General features: G+C 35.2%; 22 protein-coding genes. 4 read left to right on the forward strand and 18 right to left on the reverse strand.

Translation table 11 applies throughout. The features are described from left to right. Positions 1 to 5: 5 nt before the first annotated feature. From rpsN to rpsL, 18 genes are all read right to left on the reverse strand, one after another. The gene (gene rpsN / locus IWX80_RS11425; RefSeq protein WP_007136553.1) at positions 6 to 275 is read right to left on the reverse strand and encodes a 30S ribosomal protein S14; all 270 of its coding nucleotides are present in this window, start codon (positions 273 to 275) and stop codon (positions 6 to 8) included. A 3-nt stretch (positions 276 to 278) separates the two neighbouring features. Continuing rightward, on the reverse strand, positions 279 to 830 hold the full coding sequence (rplE, locus tag IWX80_RS11430; protein WP_196853550.1) for a 50S ribosomal protein L5: 552 nt from the start codon (positions 828 to 830) through the stop codon (positions 279 to 281). A 2-nt stretch (positions 831 to 832) separates the two neighbouring features. Then, the gene (rplX, locus tag IWX80_RS11435) at positions 833 to 1147 is read right to left on the reverse strand and encodes a 50S ribosomal protein L24 (protein WP_035668111.1); all 315 of its coding nucleotides are present in this window, start codon (positions 1145 to 1147) and stop codon (positions 833 to 835) included. Positions 1148 to 1158: 11 nt separating this feature from the next. Further along, on the reverse strand, positions 1159 to 1527 hold the full coding sequence (gene rplN, locus IWX80_RS11440; protein WP_026717863.1) for a 50S ribosomal protein L14: 369 nt from the start codon (positions 1525 to 1527) through the stop codon (positions 1159 to 1161). A gap of 2 nt (positions 1528 to 1529) precedes the next feature. Continuing rightward, complete coding sequence (gene rpsQ, locus IWX80_RS11445) at positions 1530 to 1790, reverse strand: 30S ribosomal protein S17 (protein WP_091173701.1); 261 nt, start codon at positions 1788 to 1790, stop codon at positions 1530 to 1532. Positions 1791 to 1807: 17 nt separating this feature from the next. Continuing rightward, entirely contained in the window at positions 1808 to 1993 is a 186-nt protein-coding gene (gene rpmC / locus IWX80_RS11450) for a 50S ribosomal protein L29 (RefSeq protein ID WP_091203666.1), read from the reverse strand. A gap of 13 nt (positions 1994 to 2006) precedes the next feature. Continuing rightward, entirely contained in the window at positions 2007 to 2432 is a 426-nt protein-coding gene (rplP, locus tag IWX80_RS11455; protein ID WP_007803637.1) for a 50S ribosomal protein L16, read from the reverse strand. A 19-nt stretch (positions 2433 to 2451) separates the two neighbouring features. Continuing rightward, positions 2452 to 3210 (reverse strand): 30S ribosomal protein S3, encoded by a 759-nt coding sequence (rpsC, locus tag IWX80_RS11460; RefSeq protein ID WP_066081035.1) that lies wholly within the window; start codon positions 3208 to 3210, stop codon positions 2452 to 2454. Between the two features lie 5 nt (positions 3211 to 3215). Further along, positions 3216 to 3629, reverse strand: coding sequence for a 50S ribosomal protein L22 (rplV, locus tag IWX80_RS11465; protein WP_113636701.1), 414 nt, complete (start codon positions 3627 to 3629; stop codon positions 3216 to 3218). Between the two features lie 6 nt (positions 3630 to 3635). Then, entirely contained in the window at positions 3636 to 3914 is a 279-nt protein-coding gene (rpsS, locus tag IWX80_RS11470; protein WP_007136562.1) for a 30S ribosomal protein S19, read from the reverse strand. 6 nt (positions 3915 to 3920) lie between these two features. Beyond that, positions 3921 to 4745: a 50S ribosomal protein L2 gene (gene rplB / locus IWX80_RS11475; RefSeq protein WP_035668122.1), complete on the reverse strand. Its 825-nt coding sequence runs from the start codon at positions 4743 to 4745 to the stop codon at positions 3921 to 3923. A 6-nt stretch (positions 4746 to 4751) separates the two neighbouring features. Further along, entirely contained in the window at positions 4752 to 5042 is a 291-nt protein-coding gene (rplW, locus tag IWX80_RS11480) for a 50S ribosomal protein L23 (protein ID WP_035668124.1), read from the reverse strand. Positions 5043 to 5048: 6 nt separating this feature from the next. Beyond that, positions 5049 to 5678, reverse strand: a complete 630-nt coding sequence (rplD, locus tag IWX80_RS11485; protein ID WP_113666973.1) for a 50S ribosomal protein L4 — start codon at positions 5676 to 5678, stop codon at positions 5049 to 5051. Continuing rightward, positions 5678 to 6295, reverse strand: a complete 618-nt coding sequence (gene rplC / locus IWX80_RS11490; protein WP_099713444.1) for a 50S ribosomal protein L3 — start codon at positions 6293 to 6295, stop codon at positions 5678 to 5680. The genes rplD and rplC overlap by 1 nt, the downstream gene beginning before the upstream one ends. 158 nt (positions 6296 to 6453) lie before the next feature. Then, positions 6454 to 6759: a 30S ribosomal protein S10 gene (gene rpsJ / locus IWX80_RS11495; RefSeq protein WP_011963470.1), complete on the reverse strand. Its 306-nt coding sequence runs from the start codon at positions 6757 to 6759 to the stop codon at positions 6454 to 6456. A gap of 11 nt (positions 6760 to 6770) precedes the next feature. Next, positions 6771 to 8927, reverse strand: coding sequence for an elongation factor G (gene fusA / locus IWX80_RS11500; protein ID WP_113636705.1), 2157 nt, complete (start codon positions 8925 to 8927; stop codon positions 6771 to 6773). Positions 8928 to 8937: 10 nt separating this feature from the next. Continuing rightward, the gene (gene rpsG / locus IWX80_RS11505; RefSeq protein WP_035668130.1) at positions 8938 to 9414 is read right to left on the reverse strand and encodes a 30S ribosomal protein S7; all 477 of its coding nucleotides are present in this window, start codon (positions 9412 to 9414) and stop codon (positions 8938 to 8940) included. 74 nt (positions 9415 to 9488) lie between these two features. Continuing rightward, entirely contained in the window at positions 9489 to 9872 is a 384-nt protein-coding gene (gene rpsL / locus IWX80_RS11510; RefSeq protein WP_007136570.1) for a 30S ribosomal protein S12, read from the reverse strand. A 180-nt stretch (positions 9873 to 10052) separates the two neighbouring features. Between rpsL and IWX80_RS11515 the strand changes: the two genes are divergently transcribed. From IWX80_RS11515 to rlmB, 4 genes are all read left to right on the forward strand, one after another. Beyond that, the gene (locus IWX80_RS11515) at positions 10053 to 11759 is read left to right on the forward strand and encodes a hypothetical protein (protein WP_334682342.1); all 1707 of its coding nucleotides are present in this window, start codon (positions 10053 to 10055) and stop codon (positions 11757 to 11759) included. Between the two features lie 84 nt (positions 11760 to 11843). After that, on the forward strand, positions 11844 to 15086 hold the full coding sequence (locus IWX80_RS11520; RefSeq protein WP_196853551.1) for a SusC/RagA family TonB-linked outer membrane protein: 3243 nt from the start codon (positions 11844 to 11846) through the stop codon (positions 15084 to 15086). A gap of 11 nt (positions 15087 to 15097) precedes the next feature. Beyond that, positions 15098 to 16534 (forward strand): SusD/RagB family nutrient-binding outer membrane lipoprotein, encoded by a 1437-nt coding sequence (locus IWX80_RS11525; protein ID WP_196853552.1) that lies wholly within the window; start codon positions 15098 to 15100, stop codon positions 16532 to 16534. Between the two features lie 79 nt (positions 16535 to 16613). Further along, a complete protein-coding gene (gene rlmB, locus IWX80_RS11530) occupies positions 16614 to 17348 on the forward strand; it encodes a 23S rRNA (guanosine(2251)-2'-O)-methyltransferase RlmB (RefSeq protein ID WP_035668140.1) in 735 nt (244 codons plus the stop codon). Positions 17349 to 17372: the final 24 nt, after the last annotated feature.

The raw sequence follows: 17372 nt of genomic DNA on the forward strand, positions 1-17372 counted from the left end.
ACGTCTTACCAAGATGCTTTTTTAACACCAGGTATCAATCCATTATTTGCCATTTCACGAAATGTAACACGTGAAAGACCGAATTGACGCATATACCCTCTTGGTCTACCTGTTAATTTACAACGATTGTGTAAACGAACTGGTGAAGCATTTTTTGGTAACTTTTGCAAACCTACGAAATCTCCAGCTTCTAACAAAGCTTTTCTTTTCTCAGCATACTTAGCTACTGTTTTTTCTCTCTTAACCTCGCGGGCTTTCATTGATTCTTTAGCCATGTCTTAATTCTTTTTAAAAGGTAATCCTAATTCTGTCAATAGAGACTTTGCTTCTTTATCAGTTTTTGCAGTAGTTACAAAAGTGATATCCATACCTGAAATTTTGTTTACTTTATCAATATCAATTTCAGGGAAAATGATTTGTTCCAAAACTCCAAGGTTATAATTTCCTCTTCCGTCAAAACCAGTAGCTTTAATACCACTAAAATCTCTTACACGCGGCAAAGCTGAAGTAATAAGTCTATCTAAAAACTCATACATTCTTTCTCCACGCAAAGTAACTTTTGCTCCAATAGGCATCCCTTTTCTCAATTTGAATGACGCAACGTCCTTCTTTGAAATAGTAGATACTGCTTTCTGTCCAGTGATCTTTGTTAACTCATCAACTGCATAGTCAATTAGTTTTTTATCAGATACAGCTGCACCAACTCCTTTACTTAAAACGATTTTTTCCAATTTTGGAACTTGCATTACGTTTACGTATCCGAATTCCTCTTTAAGAGCAGTTATTACTCTGCTCTTATATTCTTCTTTTAGTCTAGGTATATACGCCATTACTATAGTACTTGATTAGATTTTTTTGAAAATCTTACTTTCTTATCTCCTTCTACTCTAATACCAACTCTAGTTGTTTCCTTAGTTTTAGGATCTATTAAAGAAATATTAGATATTTGTATAGAAGCTTCTTTCTTTACGATACCACCTTGAGGGCTTTTTGCACTAGGTTTCGTGTGTTTTGAAACCATGTTTACACCTTCAACAATCGCTTTGTTCTTCTCACGGTATACACGTAAAACTTTACCTTCAGCACCTTTATGGTCTCCAGCAATTACTCTTACAATGTCTCCTGATTTTATTTTCAGCTTTATCATCTTAAAACGAATTAAAGCACTTCTGGTGCTAATGATACAATTTTCATGAATTGTTTTTCACGAAGTTCTCTTGCTACCGGACCAAAAACACGAGTTCCTCTCATTTCACCAGCAGCATTCAATAACACACATGCGTTGTCATCAAATCTAATGTATGAACCATCGGCTCTTCTTACTTCTTTTTTGGTACGTACAACAACTGCAGTTGAAACAGCTCCTTTTTTAACACTTCCGTTAGGAGCAGTATCTTTGATAGAAACTACAATCTTGTCACCAACAGAGGCATACCTTCTTTTGGTACCTCCTAAAACACGGATAGTTAAAACTTCCTTTGCTCCAGTGTTATCTGCTACTTTTAGTCTTGATTCTTGTTGTACCATAATTATTTAGCTCTTTCTAAGATTTCAACTAACCTCCAACATTTTGTTTTACTTAAAGGACGCGTTTCGCTAATCCTTACAGTATCTCCAACGTTACAGTCGTTCATTTCGTCGTGTGCGTGATACTTTTTAGTTTTCAACACGAACTTACCGTATAATGGGTGTTTTACTTTACGCACTTCAGCAACAACAATAGATTTATCCATTTTGTCAGAAGTAACAACACCAACTCTTTCTTTTCTTAAATTTCTTTTTTCTTCCATCTTTCAGCAGACTACAGTTATTGTCTTTTAGTAAGTTCGGTAGCCAATCTTGCAACTGTTCTTCTCACACTTCTAATTTGAAGTGGATTCTCAATTGGTGAAATAGCGTGAGCCATTTTTAGATCAGCATATGTTTTCTTAGTCTGGCTAAGCTTTTCTTGCAACTCCGCTGCAGAAAGATCTTTTATTTCTGATTGTTTCATAATATAATATAAATTATGCTTCGAAATCTCTAGCAACGACGAACTTAGTTTTTACTGGAAGCTTTTGAGCCGCAAGACGTAACGCCTCTTTTGCAACTGACAAAGGTACTCCTCCAACTTCAAACATAATTCTTCCGGGTTTAACAACGGCAGCCCAATACTCAACTGCACCTTTACCTTTACCCATACGTACCTCAAGAGGCTTCTTAGTAATTGGTTTGTCTGGAAATATTTTGATCCATAATTGTCCTTCTCTTTTCATAAAACGAGTTGCAGCAATACGCGCAGCTTCGATTTGACGAGAGGTTAAGAACATTCCATCTTCATGTACAGATTTAATACCAAACATTCCATTAGAAAGTTCATGTCCTCTTTGAGAATTTCCTTTCATTTTACCTTTTTGTACCTTACGGTATTTTGTTCTTTTAGGCTGTAACATTTTTCTTTAGTTTAAAAATTTACTTTCGTTTACGAGCGTCTGGTTTTCCACCTTTGTTAAAAGGTTTTCTGTCTCCTCTTGGAGAATCACCACCTTTACCACCAGCACCAGATTGTTTTTTGTCCATTCCGGCAAGTGGAGAAAGATCTCTCTTTCCGTAAACTTCACCTTTCATGATCCATACTTTGATTCCCATTCTACCGTAAGTAGTATGAGCTTCTGCCAAAGCATAATCAATATCAGCTCTGAAAGTCGATAGAGGAATTCTACCTTCTTTAAAACCTTCCGAACGAGCCATCTCAGCACCATTCAAACGACCAGAAATCAAAACTTTGATACCTTCAGCGTTCATACGCATAGAAGCAGCAATAGCCATTTTGATTGCACGTCTGTAAGAAATTCTACTTTCGATTTGACGACAGATGCTGGTAGCAACTAGATACGCGTCAAGCTCAGGTCTTTTGATTTCAAAGATGTTGATTTGAACCTCTTTGTCAGTAATTTTCTTAAGTTCCTCTTTCAACTTGTCTACCTCTTGGCCACCTTTTCCGATAATAATACCAGGTCTAGCAGTAGTGATAGTAACGGTTACAAGCTTCAAAGTTCTCTCGATGATTACTTTTGATACACTAGCTTTTGATAAACGAGCATGGATATACTTTCTGATTTTATAATCTTCGGCAAGTTTATCACCGTAATCATTTCCACCATACCAGTTTGAGTCCCATCCTCTGATGATACCAAGTCTATTTCCAATTGGATTTGTCTTTTGTCCCATGCTGCTTAAGAATTGCTTTGTGTGTTATTGATAGCTCCAAGCACGATAGTTACGTGGTTAGAACGTTTTCTAATTCTGTGTGCTCTTCCTTGTGGCGCTGGACGAAGTCTTTTCAACATCATTCCACCGTCAACACGGATTTCCTTAACAAATAAACCAGCTTCTTCCATATTAGCGTCAGGGTTTTTAGCTTGCCAGTTAGCAATTACTGATAAAACCAATTTCTCTAATTTTCTTGAAGCTTCTTTAGAACTGAATCTTAAAATGTTAAGTGCTCTTTCTACCTTCTGACCTCTTACTAGATCTGCTACTAAGCGCATTTTTCTAGGTGAAGTAGGGCAGTTATTTAACTTTGCGAAGGCCAAAGACTTATTAGCCTCTTTTCTTGCATCTGCTGTTTCTCTTTTACGAACTCCCATTGCTTCTTATTTTTTACCTTTATTTTTTGCTCCAGCATGACCTCTAAAAGATCTAGTTGGTGAAAATTCTCCTAATTTGTGACCTACCATGTTTTCTGTTACGTAAACTGGTACAAATTGACGACCGTTATGAACTGCGATAGTTTGTCCAACGAAGTCTGGAGTAATCATAGAAGCTCTAGACCAAGTCTTTACTACTCCTTTATTTCCACCAGCGATGTTTTCTTGAACTTTCTTGTCTAACTTATAATGAACAAAAGGTCCTTTTTTTAATGAACGTGCCATATCTTATTATTTCTTTCTACGTTCTACGATATACTTGTTACTCGGGTTTTTCTTAGAACGAGTTCTATAACCTTTAGCTGGTATTCCATTTCTTGAACGTGGATGTCCACCAGAAGAACGTCCTTCACCACCACCCATTGGGTGATCGACAGGGTTCATTGCAACAGGTCTTGTTCTAGGTCTTCTTCCTAACCATCTTGTTCTACCTGCTTTACCAGATACAACTAATTGGTGGTCTGAATTAGAAACCGCTCCAATTGTAGCCGAACAAGTCAACAAGATTAATCTTGTTTCCCCAGAAGGCATTTTAATTGTAGCATATTTTCCATCTCTTGCCATTAATTGAGCAAATGTTCCAGCAGAACGAGCGATTACAGCTCCCTGTCCTGGTCTCAATTCGATACAAGAAATTACAGTTCCAAGTGGAACTCTACTTAAAGGTAAAGTATTACCAATTTCAGGTTGAGATTCAGGACCAGAAACTAATTTCTGACCAACTTTCAATCCGTTTTGAGCAATAACATACGTTTTCTCTCCATCAGCATAAGCTAACAAAGCGATAAATGCAGTACGATTTGGATCATATTCAATTGATTTAACCGTAGCAGGAATTCCTTCTTTTGTACGTTTAAAATCAATGATACGATATCTCTGCTTGTGACCACCACCCGTATAACGCATGGTCATCTTTCCTTGACTATTTCTACCACCAGAGTTTTTTATCGGCGCTATCAAAGAGCGTTCCGGCTTATCAGTTGTAATGGCGTCATAACCATTCACAACTCTAAATCGCTGACCTGGGGTAATAGGTTTTAATTTTCTTACTGACATTTTATCTTAGATATTGTTGTAAAAATCAATTGTTTCTCCTTCTTGTACTTGAACAATTGCTTTTTTGATTGCATTCGTCTTTCCACTAATTAAACCACTTTTAGTGTATTTTGTAGTTCTATCCGGTCTTACGTTCATCGTATTAACACTCAAAATAGTTACTCCATAAGCAGCTTCAACAGCTTTCTTAATTTGCACTTTGTTTGCTTTTTTGTCAACAACGAATCCGAAGCGGTTTAAAACTTCACTTTCTTTGGTTACTTTTTCCGTTACTATAGGCTTAATTATGATGCTCATATCCTATTATTTACTTAAATTTTCTTCAATTATCTCCAAAGAACTCTCTAAAAGCACTAAATTATTAGCGTTTAATATAGCGTAAGTACTTAATTCTAAACTACTTACTACGCTAGAGCCCTTTAAATTGCGTGACGACAAATATACATTTTTATTCGTATCACCCAATACAAACAGGGATTTTTTATTTTCTAACTCTAAAGCTTTCAAAACGTTAATGAAATTTTTAGTGTTTGGTGTTTCAAATTCAAAGTCTGCAAGAACGATAATATTCGACTCTTTTGCTTTAATTGAGAAAGCAGATTTTCTAGCCAAACGTTTCAAGCTTTTATTCAATTTGAATGAATAACTTCTTGGTCTTGGTCCAAAAACTGTTCCACCACCTTTAAACAATGGATTCTTTGCACTACCCGCACGAGCAGTACCAGTTCCTTTTTGTTTTTTAATCTTACGAGTACTTCCCGCAACTTCAGCTCTTTCTTTAGCTTTGTGCGTTCCTTGTCTTTGATTAGCAAGATATTGCTTAACATCAAGATATACTGCATGATTGTTTGGTTCTATACCAAATACTGAATCAGAAAGTTGAACTTTTCTTCCAGTATCTTTTCCGTTGAAATCTAATACTTTTGCTTCCATTACTTCTGAATGATTACATAAGAGTTGTTATGACCAGGAACACATCCTTTAATAACAAGTAGGTTCTTATCAGCCACTACTTTTAAAACTCTAAGGTTTTGAACTTTTACATTGTCTCCTCCCATACGTCCAGCCATACGCATTCCTTTGAATACTCTAGATGGATAAGAAGAAGCTCCTACAGAACCTGGCGCTCTTAAACGGTTGTGTTGACCGTGAGTTGCTTGACCAACACCACCAAAACCGTGACGTTTTACAACCCCTTGAAAACCTTTACCTTTAGATACACCTTGTACATCTACAAATTCTCCTTCAGAAAAAATAGAAACATCAATAAGATCTCCTAATTTTTGCTCTGTTGCGAAATCTTGGAATTCAACGACTTTTTTCTTAGCTACAGTTCCCGCTTTTTTAAAGTGACCTAAAGCCGCTTTTGTGGAATGTTTCTCGTTTTTGTCATCGAAACCAAGTTGCAACGCTTCATACCCGTCAACACCTTTGGTTCTGACTTGGGTAACAACACATGGTCCAGCTTCGATTACTGTACAAGGAATATTCTTCCCGTTCTCGTCGAAAATGCTAGTCATGCCGATTTTTCTACCAATTAACCCAGACATAAATATTAATTATTAATTATTAAATATAAATATAGAACGCAGCTTTTAACCGAATCCTATTTTTTTTAAGTGGGTGCAAATGTATAACTTATTTACACACAAACCAAAAAAAATATTTTTCGCTTAAAAACAGCGTTCTTTTCTTACTAGTAAGCTATTTAAACTTTGATCTCTACTTCAACACCGCTAGGCAATTCAAGTTTCATCAAAGCATCAATAGTTTTTGATGAAGATGAATAAATGTCAATCAATCTCTTGTATGACATTACTTCAAATTGCTCTCTCGCTTTTTTGTTAACGTGTGGAGAACGTAGTACTGTAAAAAGTTTTTTGTGTGTTGGTAATGGAATTGGTCCTGTAACAACTGCACCGGTACTTTTTACCGTTTTTACAATCTTCTCAGCAGACTTGTCTACCAACATGTGATCGTAAGATTTTAATTTTATTCTGATTTTTTGACTCATTTTCTTAAAGATTATGCGTTTCCTTTTGCTTTTTTGATAACTGCTTCTGAAATATTAGAAGGTGTTTCAGAGTAGTGTGAAAATTCCATAGTAGACGTTGCTCTACCTGAAGAAAGCGTTCTTAACGTAGTAACGTATCCAAACATTTCAGATAATGGCACATCTGCCTTAATAGTTTTAGCACCAGCTCTGTCACCCATATCATTCACCTGACCTCTACGACGGTTGATATCACCTACGATATCTCCCATGTTTTCTTCTGGCGTAATCACTTCCATTTTCATGATTGGCTCTAATATAACAGCACCAGCTGCTTTAGCTACCTCTCTATAACCCATTCTTGCTGCAAGCTCAAAAGAAAGTGCATCAGAATCCACCGGGTGGAAAGATCCATCTAATAAAGTTACTTTCAAACTATCTACTTGGTATCCTGCTAAAGGACCCGTTTTCATAGCTTCTCTGAAACCTTTTTCAACTGATGGAATATATTCTTTAGGAACGTTACCACCTTTTACTGCATTTACAAACTGCAATCCAACTGGAGCTTTACCGTCAACTTCATCTGCTGGCTCAAGAATAAATACGATATCACCGAATTTACCACGACCTCCAGATTGTTTCTTGTACGTTTCTCTATGTTGTGCTTTCTTAGTAAAAGCTTCTTTGTATTCAACTTGAGGCTCACCTTGGTTTACTTCAACTTTGAACTCACGTCTCATTCTATCAACTAAGATATCTAAGTGAAGCTCACCCATACCTGAGATAATAGTTTGACCCGAAGCCTCATCTGTTCTAACTGTAAAAGTAGGATCTTCTTCAGCTAATTTAGCCAAAGCCATACCCATTTTATCTACGTCAGCTTTAGTTTTAGGCTCAATTGCAATACCAATTACTGGCGCAGGGAATTTCATACTTTCTAAGATAATTGGGTTCTTTTCATCACACAACGTATCTCCAGTTTTGATATCTTTAAATCCAACTGCCGCTCCAATATCACCTGCTTCGATATACTCGATTGGGTTTTGCTTGTTAGCGTGCATTTGGTAGATACGAGAAATTCTTTCTTTGTTTCCTGAACGCGTGTTCAAAACATAAGAACCTGCATCTAAACGTCCTGAATAAGCACGGAAGAAAGCTAAACGACCTACGAATGGGTCAGTAGCAATTTTAAAAGCTAAAGCAGCGAATGGCTCTTTAACATCTGGCTTACGCAAAATTTTAGTTTGATCTTCTTCTAATAAATCAGCATCATCAGGATGAATTCCTTCGATACCATCTTTATCCATTGGAGAAGGCAAGTATTTACATACTGCATCTAACATGAATTGAACTCCTTTATTTTTGAAAGAAGAACCAGCAATCATAGGAATAATAGCCATATCCATTACAGCTGCTCTTAACGCAATGTTGATTTCCTCTTCTGTAATAGAATCCGGATCTTCCATATACTTATCAAGCAAGTTTTCATCATAATCAGCAACTGCTTCAATAAGAATATCTCTATACTCTTTTACTTCATCAACCATATCAGCAGGAATATCAACAACTTCATAAGTTGCCCCCATTCCAGCATCATCCCAAACAATAGCTTGATTTTTAACTAAATCAACAACACCTTTAAAATCATTTTCCTCACCAATTGGTAAAGTGATTGCAACTGCGTTTGATTTTAACATATCTCTTACTTGCTGACAAACCATCAAAAAGTTAGATCCTTGTCTATCCATTTTATTAACGAATCCAATACGTGGAACTCTGTATTGATCTGCTAATCTCCAGTTAGTTTCTGACTGAGGCTCAACACCATCAACAGCACTAAATAAGAAAACCAAACCATCAAGAACACGTAAAGAACGGTTTACTTCAACAGTAAAGTCAACGTGCCCCGGAGTATCAATAATATTGAAGTGATAAGGCAATGTTTCAGGTAAAACTTTACCTTGTGTAGTTGGAAAATTCCATTCACAAGTTGTAGCTGCAGAAGTAATTGTAATACCTCTTTCTTGCTCTTGTGCCATCCAGTCCATTGTTGCAGCACCATCATGTACTTCACCAATTTTATGTGATTTTCCTGTATAGAACAATATACGCTCCGTTGTTGTTGTTTTACCAGCATCAATGTGAGCAGCAATTCCTATGTTTCTTGTATATTTTAAATCTCTAGCCATTTCTTATGAATTAAAATCTAAAGTGAGAGAAAGCTTTATTAGCCTCTGCCATTTTGTGAGTATCCATTCTTTTCTTAACGGCAGCACCTTCTTCTTTAGCCGCAGCTAAACATTCTGAAGCTAACCTTTGAGCCATAGATTTTTCGTTTCTTCTTCTAGAATAAAGAATCAACCATTTCATCGCCATAGAAATTTTTCTATCTGGACGAATTTGCATTGGAATTTGGAATGTAGCTCCACCAACTCTACGACTACGTACTTCTACGTGAGGCATAACGTTAGTTAACGCATCTTTCCAAATTTCTAATGATGGTTTCTCTGCATCTTGTTTCTTAGACTCAATGATGTCAATAGCATCATAAAATACTTTAAACGCTGTAGATTTTTTTCCATCCCACATTAAGTTGTTCACAAAACGTGTTACCAGTTGGTCATTAAACCTTGGATCTGGTAAAAGTGGTCTTTTCTTTGCCGCTCTTTTTCTCATGTCTTTTTTTTAATAAAACGTCATACCCATACAGTTGTGACTAATCACACCCCTACAAGAAATAACTTTTTAAATTACTTTTTTGCTTCTTTTGGGCGTTTTGCTCCGTACTTAGATCTTCTTTGCGTTCTTCCTGCTACTCCTGACGTATCAAGGGCACCACGAACGATGTGATATCTAACTCCTGGTAAATCTTTTACCCTTCCACCCCTAACTAATACTATCGAGTGCTCTTGTAAATTGTGTCCTTCACCAGGGATGTAAGCATTCACTTCATTACCATTTGTCAAACGTACACGCGCTACTTTACGCATTGCAGAGTTTGGTTTTTTTGGTGTTGTAGTGTAAACACGCGTACAAACCCCTCTTCTTTGAGGACAAGAATCTAAAGCAACCGATTTACTCTTCTTAGTTATCTGAGTTCTTCCTGTTCTTACTAATTGTTGAATTGTTGGCATAATTAATACTAAAAATTTCTTATTATATTAAATTCCCGCTTTTTACGGGGTTGCAAATGTAGAAAATATTTTTCACTCTACAAACGTTAAACTATTAATTTTCAATAAGATTATTTAATGGTTTGATTTTTATTACAAACCATAGATATTTGCATTACATTTATTTAAATAAATATTCCTTTGAAAACAGCTTTTCTTTTTCTTTTATTTTTGATTTTTGGATGGAATTCTTCTGCTCAAAATTTACACTTACAAATAATTGGAGACTCAAAATCCGAAACAAGAACAATCGACTCTATATCTTACCTTAGAAAACACAAAAACACAAAATCGGTTCAGGACGAAATAAGTGATATATCCAGTAAACTTTCAAAAATAGGATACATTGACAATAACCTTTCTGACTTTCGCAAAGTAAATGACTCGAGTTATGTCTCAAAATTAAAATTAGGCAAAAAAATAAAAATTATACATATATATATAGGTAGCGACGAAATATTAAAAAATACAATTACCTTAATTAAAAAGAACAACAGTATTGAATTACCCTATTCGGATACAGATTCATTCCTAAAAGAAACCATACAAAAATTAGAACAAAAAGGGTACGCTTTAGCAACGCTTAAACTAATAAACATCAAAAGGGACAAAAACATTCTGTATGCTGACTTAAAATTAGAATCTAACAAAAAAAGAAAACTCAATTCAATTACAATCCAATATTCAGATAATACGCAATCCAATAAATTCCCCAAGGGACATTTGACACAAATTAATAAGAAATACCAAAATAGCATTTTTAACCAAAAAACAGTAGAAGAAATTTATAGCGACTTTAATAAATATGGCTTTGTAAACCAAATAAAATACCCTGAAATTCTATTCACAAACGACACAACAAAAGTGTTCGTATATCTCAAAAAAAAGAATTCAAACACATTTGATGGTTTCTTAGGTTTTTCAAACGATAACAACAGTAAACTATCTCTAAATGGATATTTAGACGTGCAGCTAGAAAATATTCTAGCTGCAGGCGAACAACTTTCAGTATTTTGGAAAAGCGACGGCAACGACCAGAAAACTTTTAATGCTCAGATTGAAATTCCCTATTTATTAAAAACCCCAATAGGATTGAAGGCACAAATTCAATTATTCAGACAAGACACAACTTTTCAAAACACTAAAACCGCCATTGACTTGAGCTACTTTGCAACTTATAACACAAGGTTCTATTTAGGATATCAATCTACAGAATCAAGCGACATACAAAACTCAAACAACTCCTCAATTAGTGATTTCAACAATTCTTACATAACATCCAGTTTTGAATATACAAAATTAGATAGCGACAACATTACTTTCCCAATAAAATCAAAATTTTTCACATCCCTAGGAATTGGAAAAAGAGATAGCAACGTAATATTTGAAAATTCAGAAAATAAACAATTTTTCGCAAACATTCAAGCTATGCATAATATATATTTAAATAAAAAAAATTCAATAAATTTAAATAGCCAAAATTACTACCTGAGAAGCAACAATTATATTATTAACGAATTGTTTCGTTTTGGAGGATTCAAAAGCGTGAGAGGATTTACTGAAAATAGCTTACAGGCATATTTTACAACATCTATTCTTACAGAATATCGGTATATTCTTTCCTCAAATCTTTACATTCATAGCATTCTTGATTATTGCCTTTATAAAGATAAAACTGGTTTAGAAATAAGTAATAAAATCCAAAACTTGATTGGCGCAGGCCTTGGAATAGGTCTTCGAACAAAAAATGGATTACTAAAATTAGCAGTCGCAAATGGCAGTACTAAAACCCAACAATTCAAAATTTCTAACTCAATTATTCACATTAGCTTTAATGTTAAATTTTAATTTAAAAAAGAAATAGGCTTTTATATATTAGGAAAGTTAACAAATTATTAAGAAGTTTGCGAGACTAATTCAAAATATTTAAAAATGAAACTAAAGTTTAATGGATTCTTAGTACTACTACTAGTACTTGTCGCGCAAATTACCTTTGCGCAAGAAAGAGCTGTTTCAGGTGTTGTTTCTGATAATGCAGGAATGCCTTTACCAGGTGTGAGTGTATTAGTGAAAGGAACGCAAACTGGAACGCAAACTGATTTTGATGGAAAATTTTCTATCAGAGCAACACCAAGCCAGGTCTTGGTATTTAGCTACATTGGGATGAAAACTCAAGAAATGTCAGCCGGATCTTCAACTGTAAATATTAAATTAGCAGATGATGCAATGGAACTTGAAGGAGTAGTAGTTACTGCCTTAGGTATCAAAAGAGAGAAAAAAGCTTTAGGCTACGCAACTCAAGAAGTAAAAGGGAGCGCAGTTTCGGATGTAAAGAGTTCGAACTTTGTTAATTCACTTTCAGGGAAAGTTGCTGGTTTGGATATCAAAACATCAGGAAACTTGGGTGGATCTACTAACGTAGTTATACGTGGTAACAAATCTATTGGACAAAGCAATCAAGCATTATTTGTTGTTGATGGTGTACCCATAGATAACAACAACTCAAACTCAGGAGACCAAAGAGCCGGAAGAGGTGGATATGATTACGGAAATGCAGCATCAGATATCAATCCTGATGATATCGAATCCATCAACGTTCTAAAAGGAGCAGCAGCTACAGCACTTTACGGTTCTCGTGCATCGAATGGTGTAATAATGATAACAACGAAAAAGGGGAAAGCACAAAAGGGTATTGGTGTTACAATAAATTCTAGTTTAACTCTAGGAACTGCTGATAAAACAACACTTCCAAGATACCAAAACAAATACGGAGCAGGTTATGGTCCTTACTATGATGACGAAACAGGTTATTTCTTTGTTGCAGATGTAAATGGTGATGGTATTGACGATTTGACAACTCCATTTACTGAAGATGCGTCTTATGGTGCTGCATTTGACCCAACAAAATTAGTTTATCAATGGAATTCTATTTACCCTCAATTACCGGACACATATGGTAAAGCAACTCCTTGGGTCGCTGGAAAAAACAATCCTAATTATGTATGGCAGACTTCAGTAACTAGTGTGAACTCTATTTCATTAGATGGAGGGACTGACAAAAGTGCATTCCGTTTAGGATTCACTAATTTATTGCAAGAAGGTAATTTACCAAACGGTAACATCAAAAGAAATAGTATCAATTTTTCTGGATCACAAGAATTATCAGATAATTTAAAAGTTTCTACAACTTTCAACTATGTAAAAACAGATGGTAAAGGTAGAAACGGTACAGGATATAGCGCTCAAAACGTAATGCAACAGTTCAGACAATGGAATCAAATGAACGTTGATTATAAAGAACAAGAAGCGGCTTATTTCTTAACCAGAGAAAATATCTCATGGAATCCAAACAGCATAAATAACTTAAGACCAATTTATTCTGACAACCCATATTGGACTTTCTATGAAAACTATCAAAACGATACAAGATCTAGATATTTTGGTAATGTTACTCTAGACAATAAACTGAACAGCTGGTTAAGTATAATGGGAAGATTTTCATTTGATACTTATTCAGCAATACAAGAAGAAAGAGTTGCAGTTGGAAGCTCTGATGTATCGCGATACGGCAGAACTAACAACAACAGATCAGAGTATAACTACGATTTAATGTTAAACTTCAACAAAAATCTTACTGAAAAATTAAATTTAGAGGGAAATCTTGGATGGAATTTAAGAAGAAACACAGCGAATAGTATTTTTGCTCAAACTAATGGAGGATTAAACTTACCAAGATTGTATGCACTATCAAACAGTGTAAATCCAATCGAAGCTCCAGTTGAATATGATGCAGTTAAAATGGTTGACGGTGAATACATCAGAGCAAGTTTAGGATATGATAATTTTGCATACTTAGAAGGTTCTTTCAGAACTGACCGTTCTTCAACATTACCAAAAAAAGACAACCGTTACGGATACTACTCAGTAACAGGAAGTTTAGTATTCTCTGAACTAATTAAAGCTGATTGGCTATCATTTGGTAAAGTTAGAGCTAACTATGCAGAGGTAGGAAGTGATACTGATCCATACAACGTTTTTAACACTTATGGTGTTGGAACTCCTTTTAACGGAAACGGATCAGCAACTAACCCAAGCATTAAGCCAAACGAAAACTTAAAACCTGAAAGATCTAAAAGTACCGAATTTGGTGTTGAAATGCAATTTTTCAAAAAACGTTTAGGATTTGATGTTTCTTACTACAAAACTTTAACTGTAGATCAAATTACAAGTATCCCTTTATCTAACTCTACTGGTTATTCTGCAGCATTCTTAAACGCAGGTACTGTTCAAAACAAAGGTTTTGAAGTGCAATTAAATGCAACTCCTGTAAAACTAGATGCTTTTAAATGGGATATGAATTTAAACTGGACTAAAAATGAAAGTTTAGTCGTTGATTTATTGAACGGTATTGACAATTTACAATTAGCGTCTTTGCAAGGCGGAATTTCAATAAATGCTACTCCAGGGCAGCCTTACGGAACTATTAGAGGTAGTGATTTTATTTATGCAGACAATGGCCAACCGATTGTTAATCAAGCAAACGGAAGATACAACAGAACAACTGCTAACAACATTGTAATTGGAGATATTAATCCAGATTGGAAAGCAGGTCTAAACAATACTTTTACCTACAAAAGTTTCAATCTAAGCTTTTTACTAGACATGCAAAAAGGAGGGGATGTTTTCTCACTTGATACATGGTATGGTTATGCAACAGGTATGTATGATTTCTCAGCAGGAAACAACGATTTAGGAAATCCTGTTCGTAATGCTATTGTTGGAACAGCTGGAAATTACGGTGCAACAAGTGGTGGTATCATTTTAGATGGTGTTGCTCCTGACGGGACTAAAAATACAGTAAGAACTGACATGAGTAACTATGCTAATGCATTAGGATATGTTCGTGCACCTAACAAACTTCATGTTTACGATGCTAGTTATATCAAATTACGTGAAGCGAGCTTAACATATAATTTAGATAATAAATATTTAAGAAACCTTCCGTTCACTAACATATCATTATCAGTAATTGGAAGAAACTTATGGATTATCCATAAAAACACTCCTTATGCAGATCCAGAAGCTGGTTTGAGCTCTGGTAACGTACAGGGATACCAATCAGGTGCTTATCCTTCAATAAGAGAAATTGGTGGAAGTCTTAAATTACAGTTTTAAAAAAAAACAATATGAAAAAATTAATATTAACAGCTCTAACTGTTTTTGCTTTTGTATCGTGTCAATCTGATGAGCAATACGAAAACTACAATAGAGATACGAAAAACCCGACGCAAGTTAAAGCAGATTTCCTATTTAACTCCGCTACAAAAAGTTTGTTCGACCAAATGACAAGTACAAATGTTAACTCTAATATCTTTAGATTATTAGGACAACACTGGACAGAAACAACTTATGTCGATGAAGCAAATTACGATTTTAATACTCGTAGCATAACAGCTTCCCATTGGAATGAGTTATACCGAGATGTATTATTAGATCTAAAAGCAGCAAAAGATATTGTAAATGCTGATGATAAATTATCATCTGCTCAGAAAAAAACAAGAAATGCTCAAATTGAAATATTAACTGTATATGCTTGGGCAAATCTAGTAGAAAATTTTGGAGATATTCCTTACACACAAGCATTAGATCCAGGACAGTTTGCTTTACCAACATATGATAAAGCTGAAACAATCTACACTGATCTAATACAACGTTTAACTTTAGCAATCCCTGCCTTAACTGATGATGGTTTCGGAACTGTTGATCCAATATATTCTGGAAACTCAACGAAATGGAAAAAATTTGGAAATTCATTATTATTAAGAATGGGTATCCGTGTTGCTGATGTAGCAAGCATGAATACTATTTCCCAAACTGCAATCAGAAGTGCTATTGCTGGAGGTGTAATAAATTCAAATGCTGATAATGCAGCTATAAATTACGCTGCAACTTCACCAAATACAAACCCAGTTTGGGTTGATTTAGTTCAGTCTGGTAGATCTGATTTTGTTATTGCTAACACCATCGTTGATGCAATGAATTCACTTAACGATCCAAGAAGAACAAGTTACTTCGATGAAAACTTAGGAACTGGTGTATTTTTAGGTGGACCTTACGGCGATAACAATTCATTCACAAGATACACACACGTGAGTGATAGAATTATTGACCCAACAAATCCAGCTAGCTTAATTGATTATTCTGAAGTATCTTTTTATTTAGCTGATGCTGCTGAGCGTTCTATTTCTGGTACTCCTGCTCAAGCTGTAACTTTTTACAACCAAGGTATTACAGCTTCATTTGACTATTGGGGTGCTACTGGTGTAACTAGTTATTTGGCAAATCCTAATGTGAACTACGCAACTGCACCAGGTACATGGAAGGTTAAAATTGGTAAACAATTATGGTTAGCTATGTACAATAGAGGTTATGAAGCTTGGACAGCATGGAGACAATATGACTTTCCAGGTTTTATTAAACCAGCTGTTTCTGGTGCAGATGTGCCAACGAGGTTGACATATCCGTTAGCTGAACAAAACTTAAACACTGTTAACTACAATGCGGGCTCTACTTCAATTGGTGGAGACAAACAAACTACAAAACTTTTCTGGGATAAATTTTAATTATCTCTAAATCTATATTAAAACCATCAGCTTAAGCTGATGGTTTTTTTTTTACATACATTTTACTTAGCTTTGCACCATGGAAAAAGAACATCAAATATTTGGGATTAGAGCGATCATTGAAGCTATACAAGCGGGCGCAACTGTAGACAAAGTCTATATTCAGAAGGAAGCTAGCAGTGAACTGATGAAAGACTTGATGAAAGTAATGAAGCGCGGAAATATCAACTTTTCCTATGTTCCTGTTGAAAAACTAAACAGACTCACACCAAATAATCATCAAGGTGCAGTAGCTACTATCTCTCCTATTTCCTTTTTTGACTTAGAATCTTTGATAGAATCGGTAATTGAAAATGGCAAAAAACCATTGTTTTTAATATTAGATCAAATATCTGATGCGCGTAATTTTGGTGCTATCATCAGAACTGCGGAGTGTACAGGTGTAAATGGTATCATTGTTCAAAAAGCTGGATCAGCTCCTGTTAATGGAGACACTGTAAAAACTTCGGCTGGAGCAGTTTTCAATATTCCAATTTGTAAAGTAGAACACATAAAGGACGCTATCTTTTTGTTACAGGCAAGTGGTATAAAGACCGTTGCGGCTACTGAGAAAACGGATCAAAATATTTATGACATTTCATTGAACGAACCTGTAGCAATCATTATGGGTTCAGAAGATCGCGGTGTTAACCCATCAGTTCTAAAAATTGTTGACGAGAAGGCAAAACTTCCGATGTTTGGAACCATTGGTTCATTAAACGTTTCTGTAGCTTGTGGTGCATTTTTATATGAAGCTGTGAGACAGCGCTCTTAGATTTTTAGAATATTAAAAAATCTA

Source organism: Flavobacterium sp. CAN_S2 (assembly GCF_015752255.1).
Taxonomy (GTDB): Bacteria; Bacteroidota; Bacteroidia; order Flavobacteriales; family Flavobacteriaceae; genus Flavobacterium.

Coding starts and splice junctions, on each gene's coding strand:
- rplE (WP_196853550.1), bottom strand. CDS start 830: ATGGCGTATATACCTAGACTAAAAGAAGAATATAAGAGCAGAGTAATA.
- rpsQ (WP_091173701.1), bottom strand. CDS start 1,790: ATGGAAGAAAAAAGAAATTTAAGAAAAGAAAGAGTTGGTGTTGTTACT.
- rplV (WP_113636701.1), bottom strand. CDS start 3,629: ATGGGAGTTCGTAAAAGAGAAACAGCAGATGCAAGAAAAGAGGCTAAT.
- rplX (WP_035668111.1), bottom strand. CDS start 1,147: ATGATAAAGCTGAAAATAAAATCAGGAGACATTGTAAGAGTAATTGCT.
- rplP (WP_007803637.1), bottom strand. CDS start 2,432: ATGTTACAGCCTAAAAGAACAAAATACCGTAAGGTACAAAAAGGTAAA.
- rpsC (WP_066081035.1), bottom strand. CDS start 3,210: ATGGGACAAAAGACAAATCCAATTGGAAATAGACTTGGTATCATCAGA.
- rpsS (WP_007136562.1), bottom strand. CDS start 3,914: ATGGCACGTTCATTAAAAAAAGGACCTTTTGTTCATTATAAGTTAGAC.
- rplD (WP_113666973.1), bottom strand. CDS start 5,678: ATGGAAGCAAAAGTATTAGATTTCAACGGAAAAGATACTGGAAGAAAA.
- rpsJ (WP_011963470.1), bottom strand. CDS start 6,759: ATGAGTCAAAAAATCAGAATAAAATTAAAATCTTACGATCACATGTTG.
- rpmC (WP_091203666.1), bottom strand. CDS start 1,993: ATGAAACAATCAGAAATAAAAGATCTTTCTGCAGCGGAGTTGCAAGAA.
- fusA (WP_113636705.1), bottom strand. CDS start 8,927: ATGGCTAGAGATTTAAAATATACAAGAAACATAGGAATTGCTGCTCAC.
- rpsN (WP_007136553.1), bottom strand. CDS start 275: ATGGCTAAAGAATCAATGAAAGCCCGCGAGGTTAAGAGAGAAAAAACA.
- rplN (WP_026717863.1), bottom strand. CDS start 1,527: ATGGTACAACAAGAATCAAGACTAAAAGTAGCAGATAACACTGGAGCA.
- rplC (WP_099713444.1), bottom strand. CDS start 6,295: ATGTCTGGGTTAATTGGTAGAAAAATCGGCATGACTAGCATTTTCGAC.
- IWX80_RS11520 (WP_196853551.1), top strand. CDS start 11,844: ATGAAACTAAAGTTTAATGGATTCTTAGTACTACTACTAGTACTTGTC.
- rlmB (WP_035668140.1), top strand. CDS start 16,614: ATGGAAAAAGAACATCAAATATTTGGGATTAGAGCGATCATTGAAGCT.
- rplW (WP_035668124.1), bottom strand. CDS start 5,042: ATGAGCATCATAATTAAGCCTATAGTAACGGAAAAAGTAACCAAAGAA.
- IWX80_RS11525 (WP_196853552.1), top strand. CDS start 15,098: ATGAAAAAATTAATATTAACAGCTCTAACTGTTTTTGCTTTTGTATCG.
- rplB (WP_035668122.1), bottom strand. CDS start 4,745: ATGTCAGTAAGAAAATTAAAACCTATTACCCCAGGTCAGCGATTTAGA.
- rpsG (WP_035668130.1), bottom strand. CDS start 9,414: ATGAGAAAAAGAGCGGCAAAGAAAAGACCACTTTTACCAGATCCAAGG.
- rpsL (WP_007136570.1), bottom strand. CDS start 9,872: ATGCCAACAATTCAACAATTAGTAAGAACAGGAAGAACTCAGATAACT.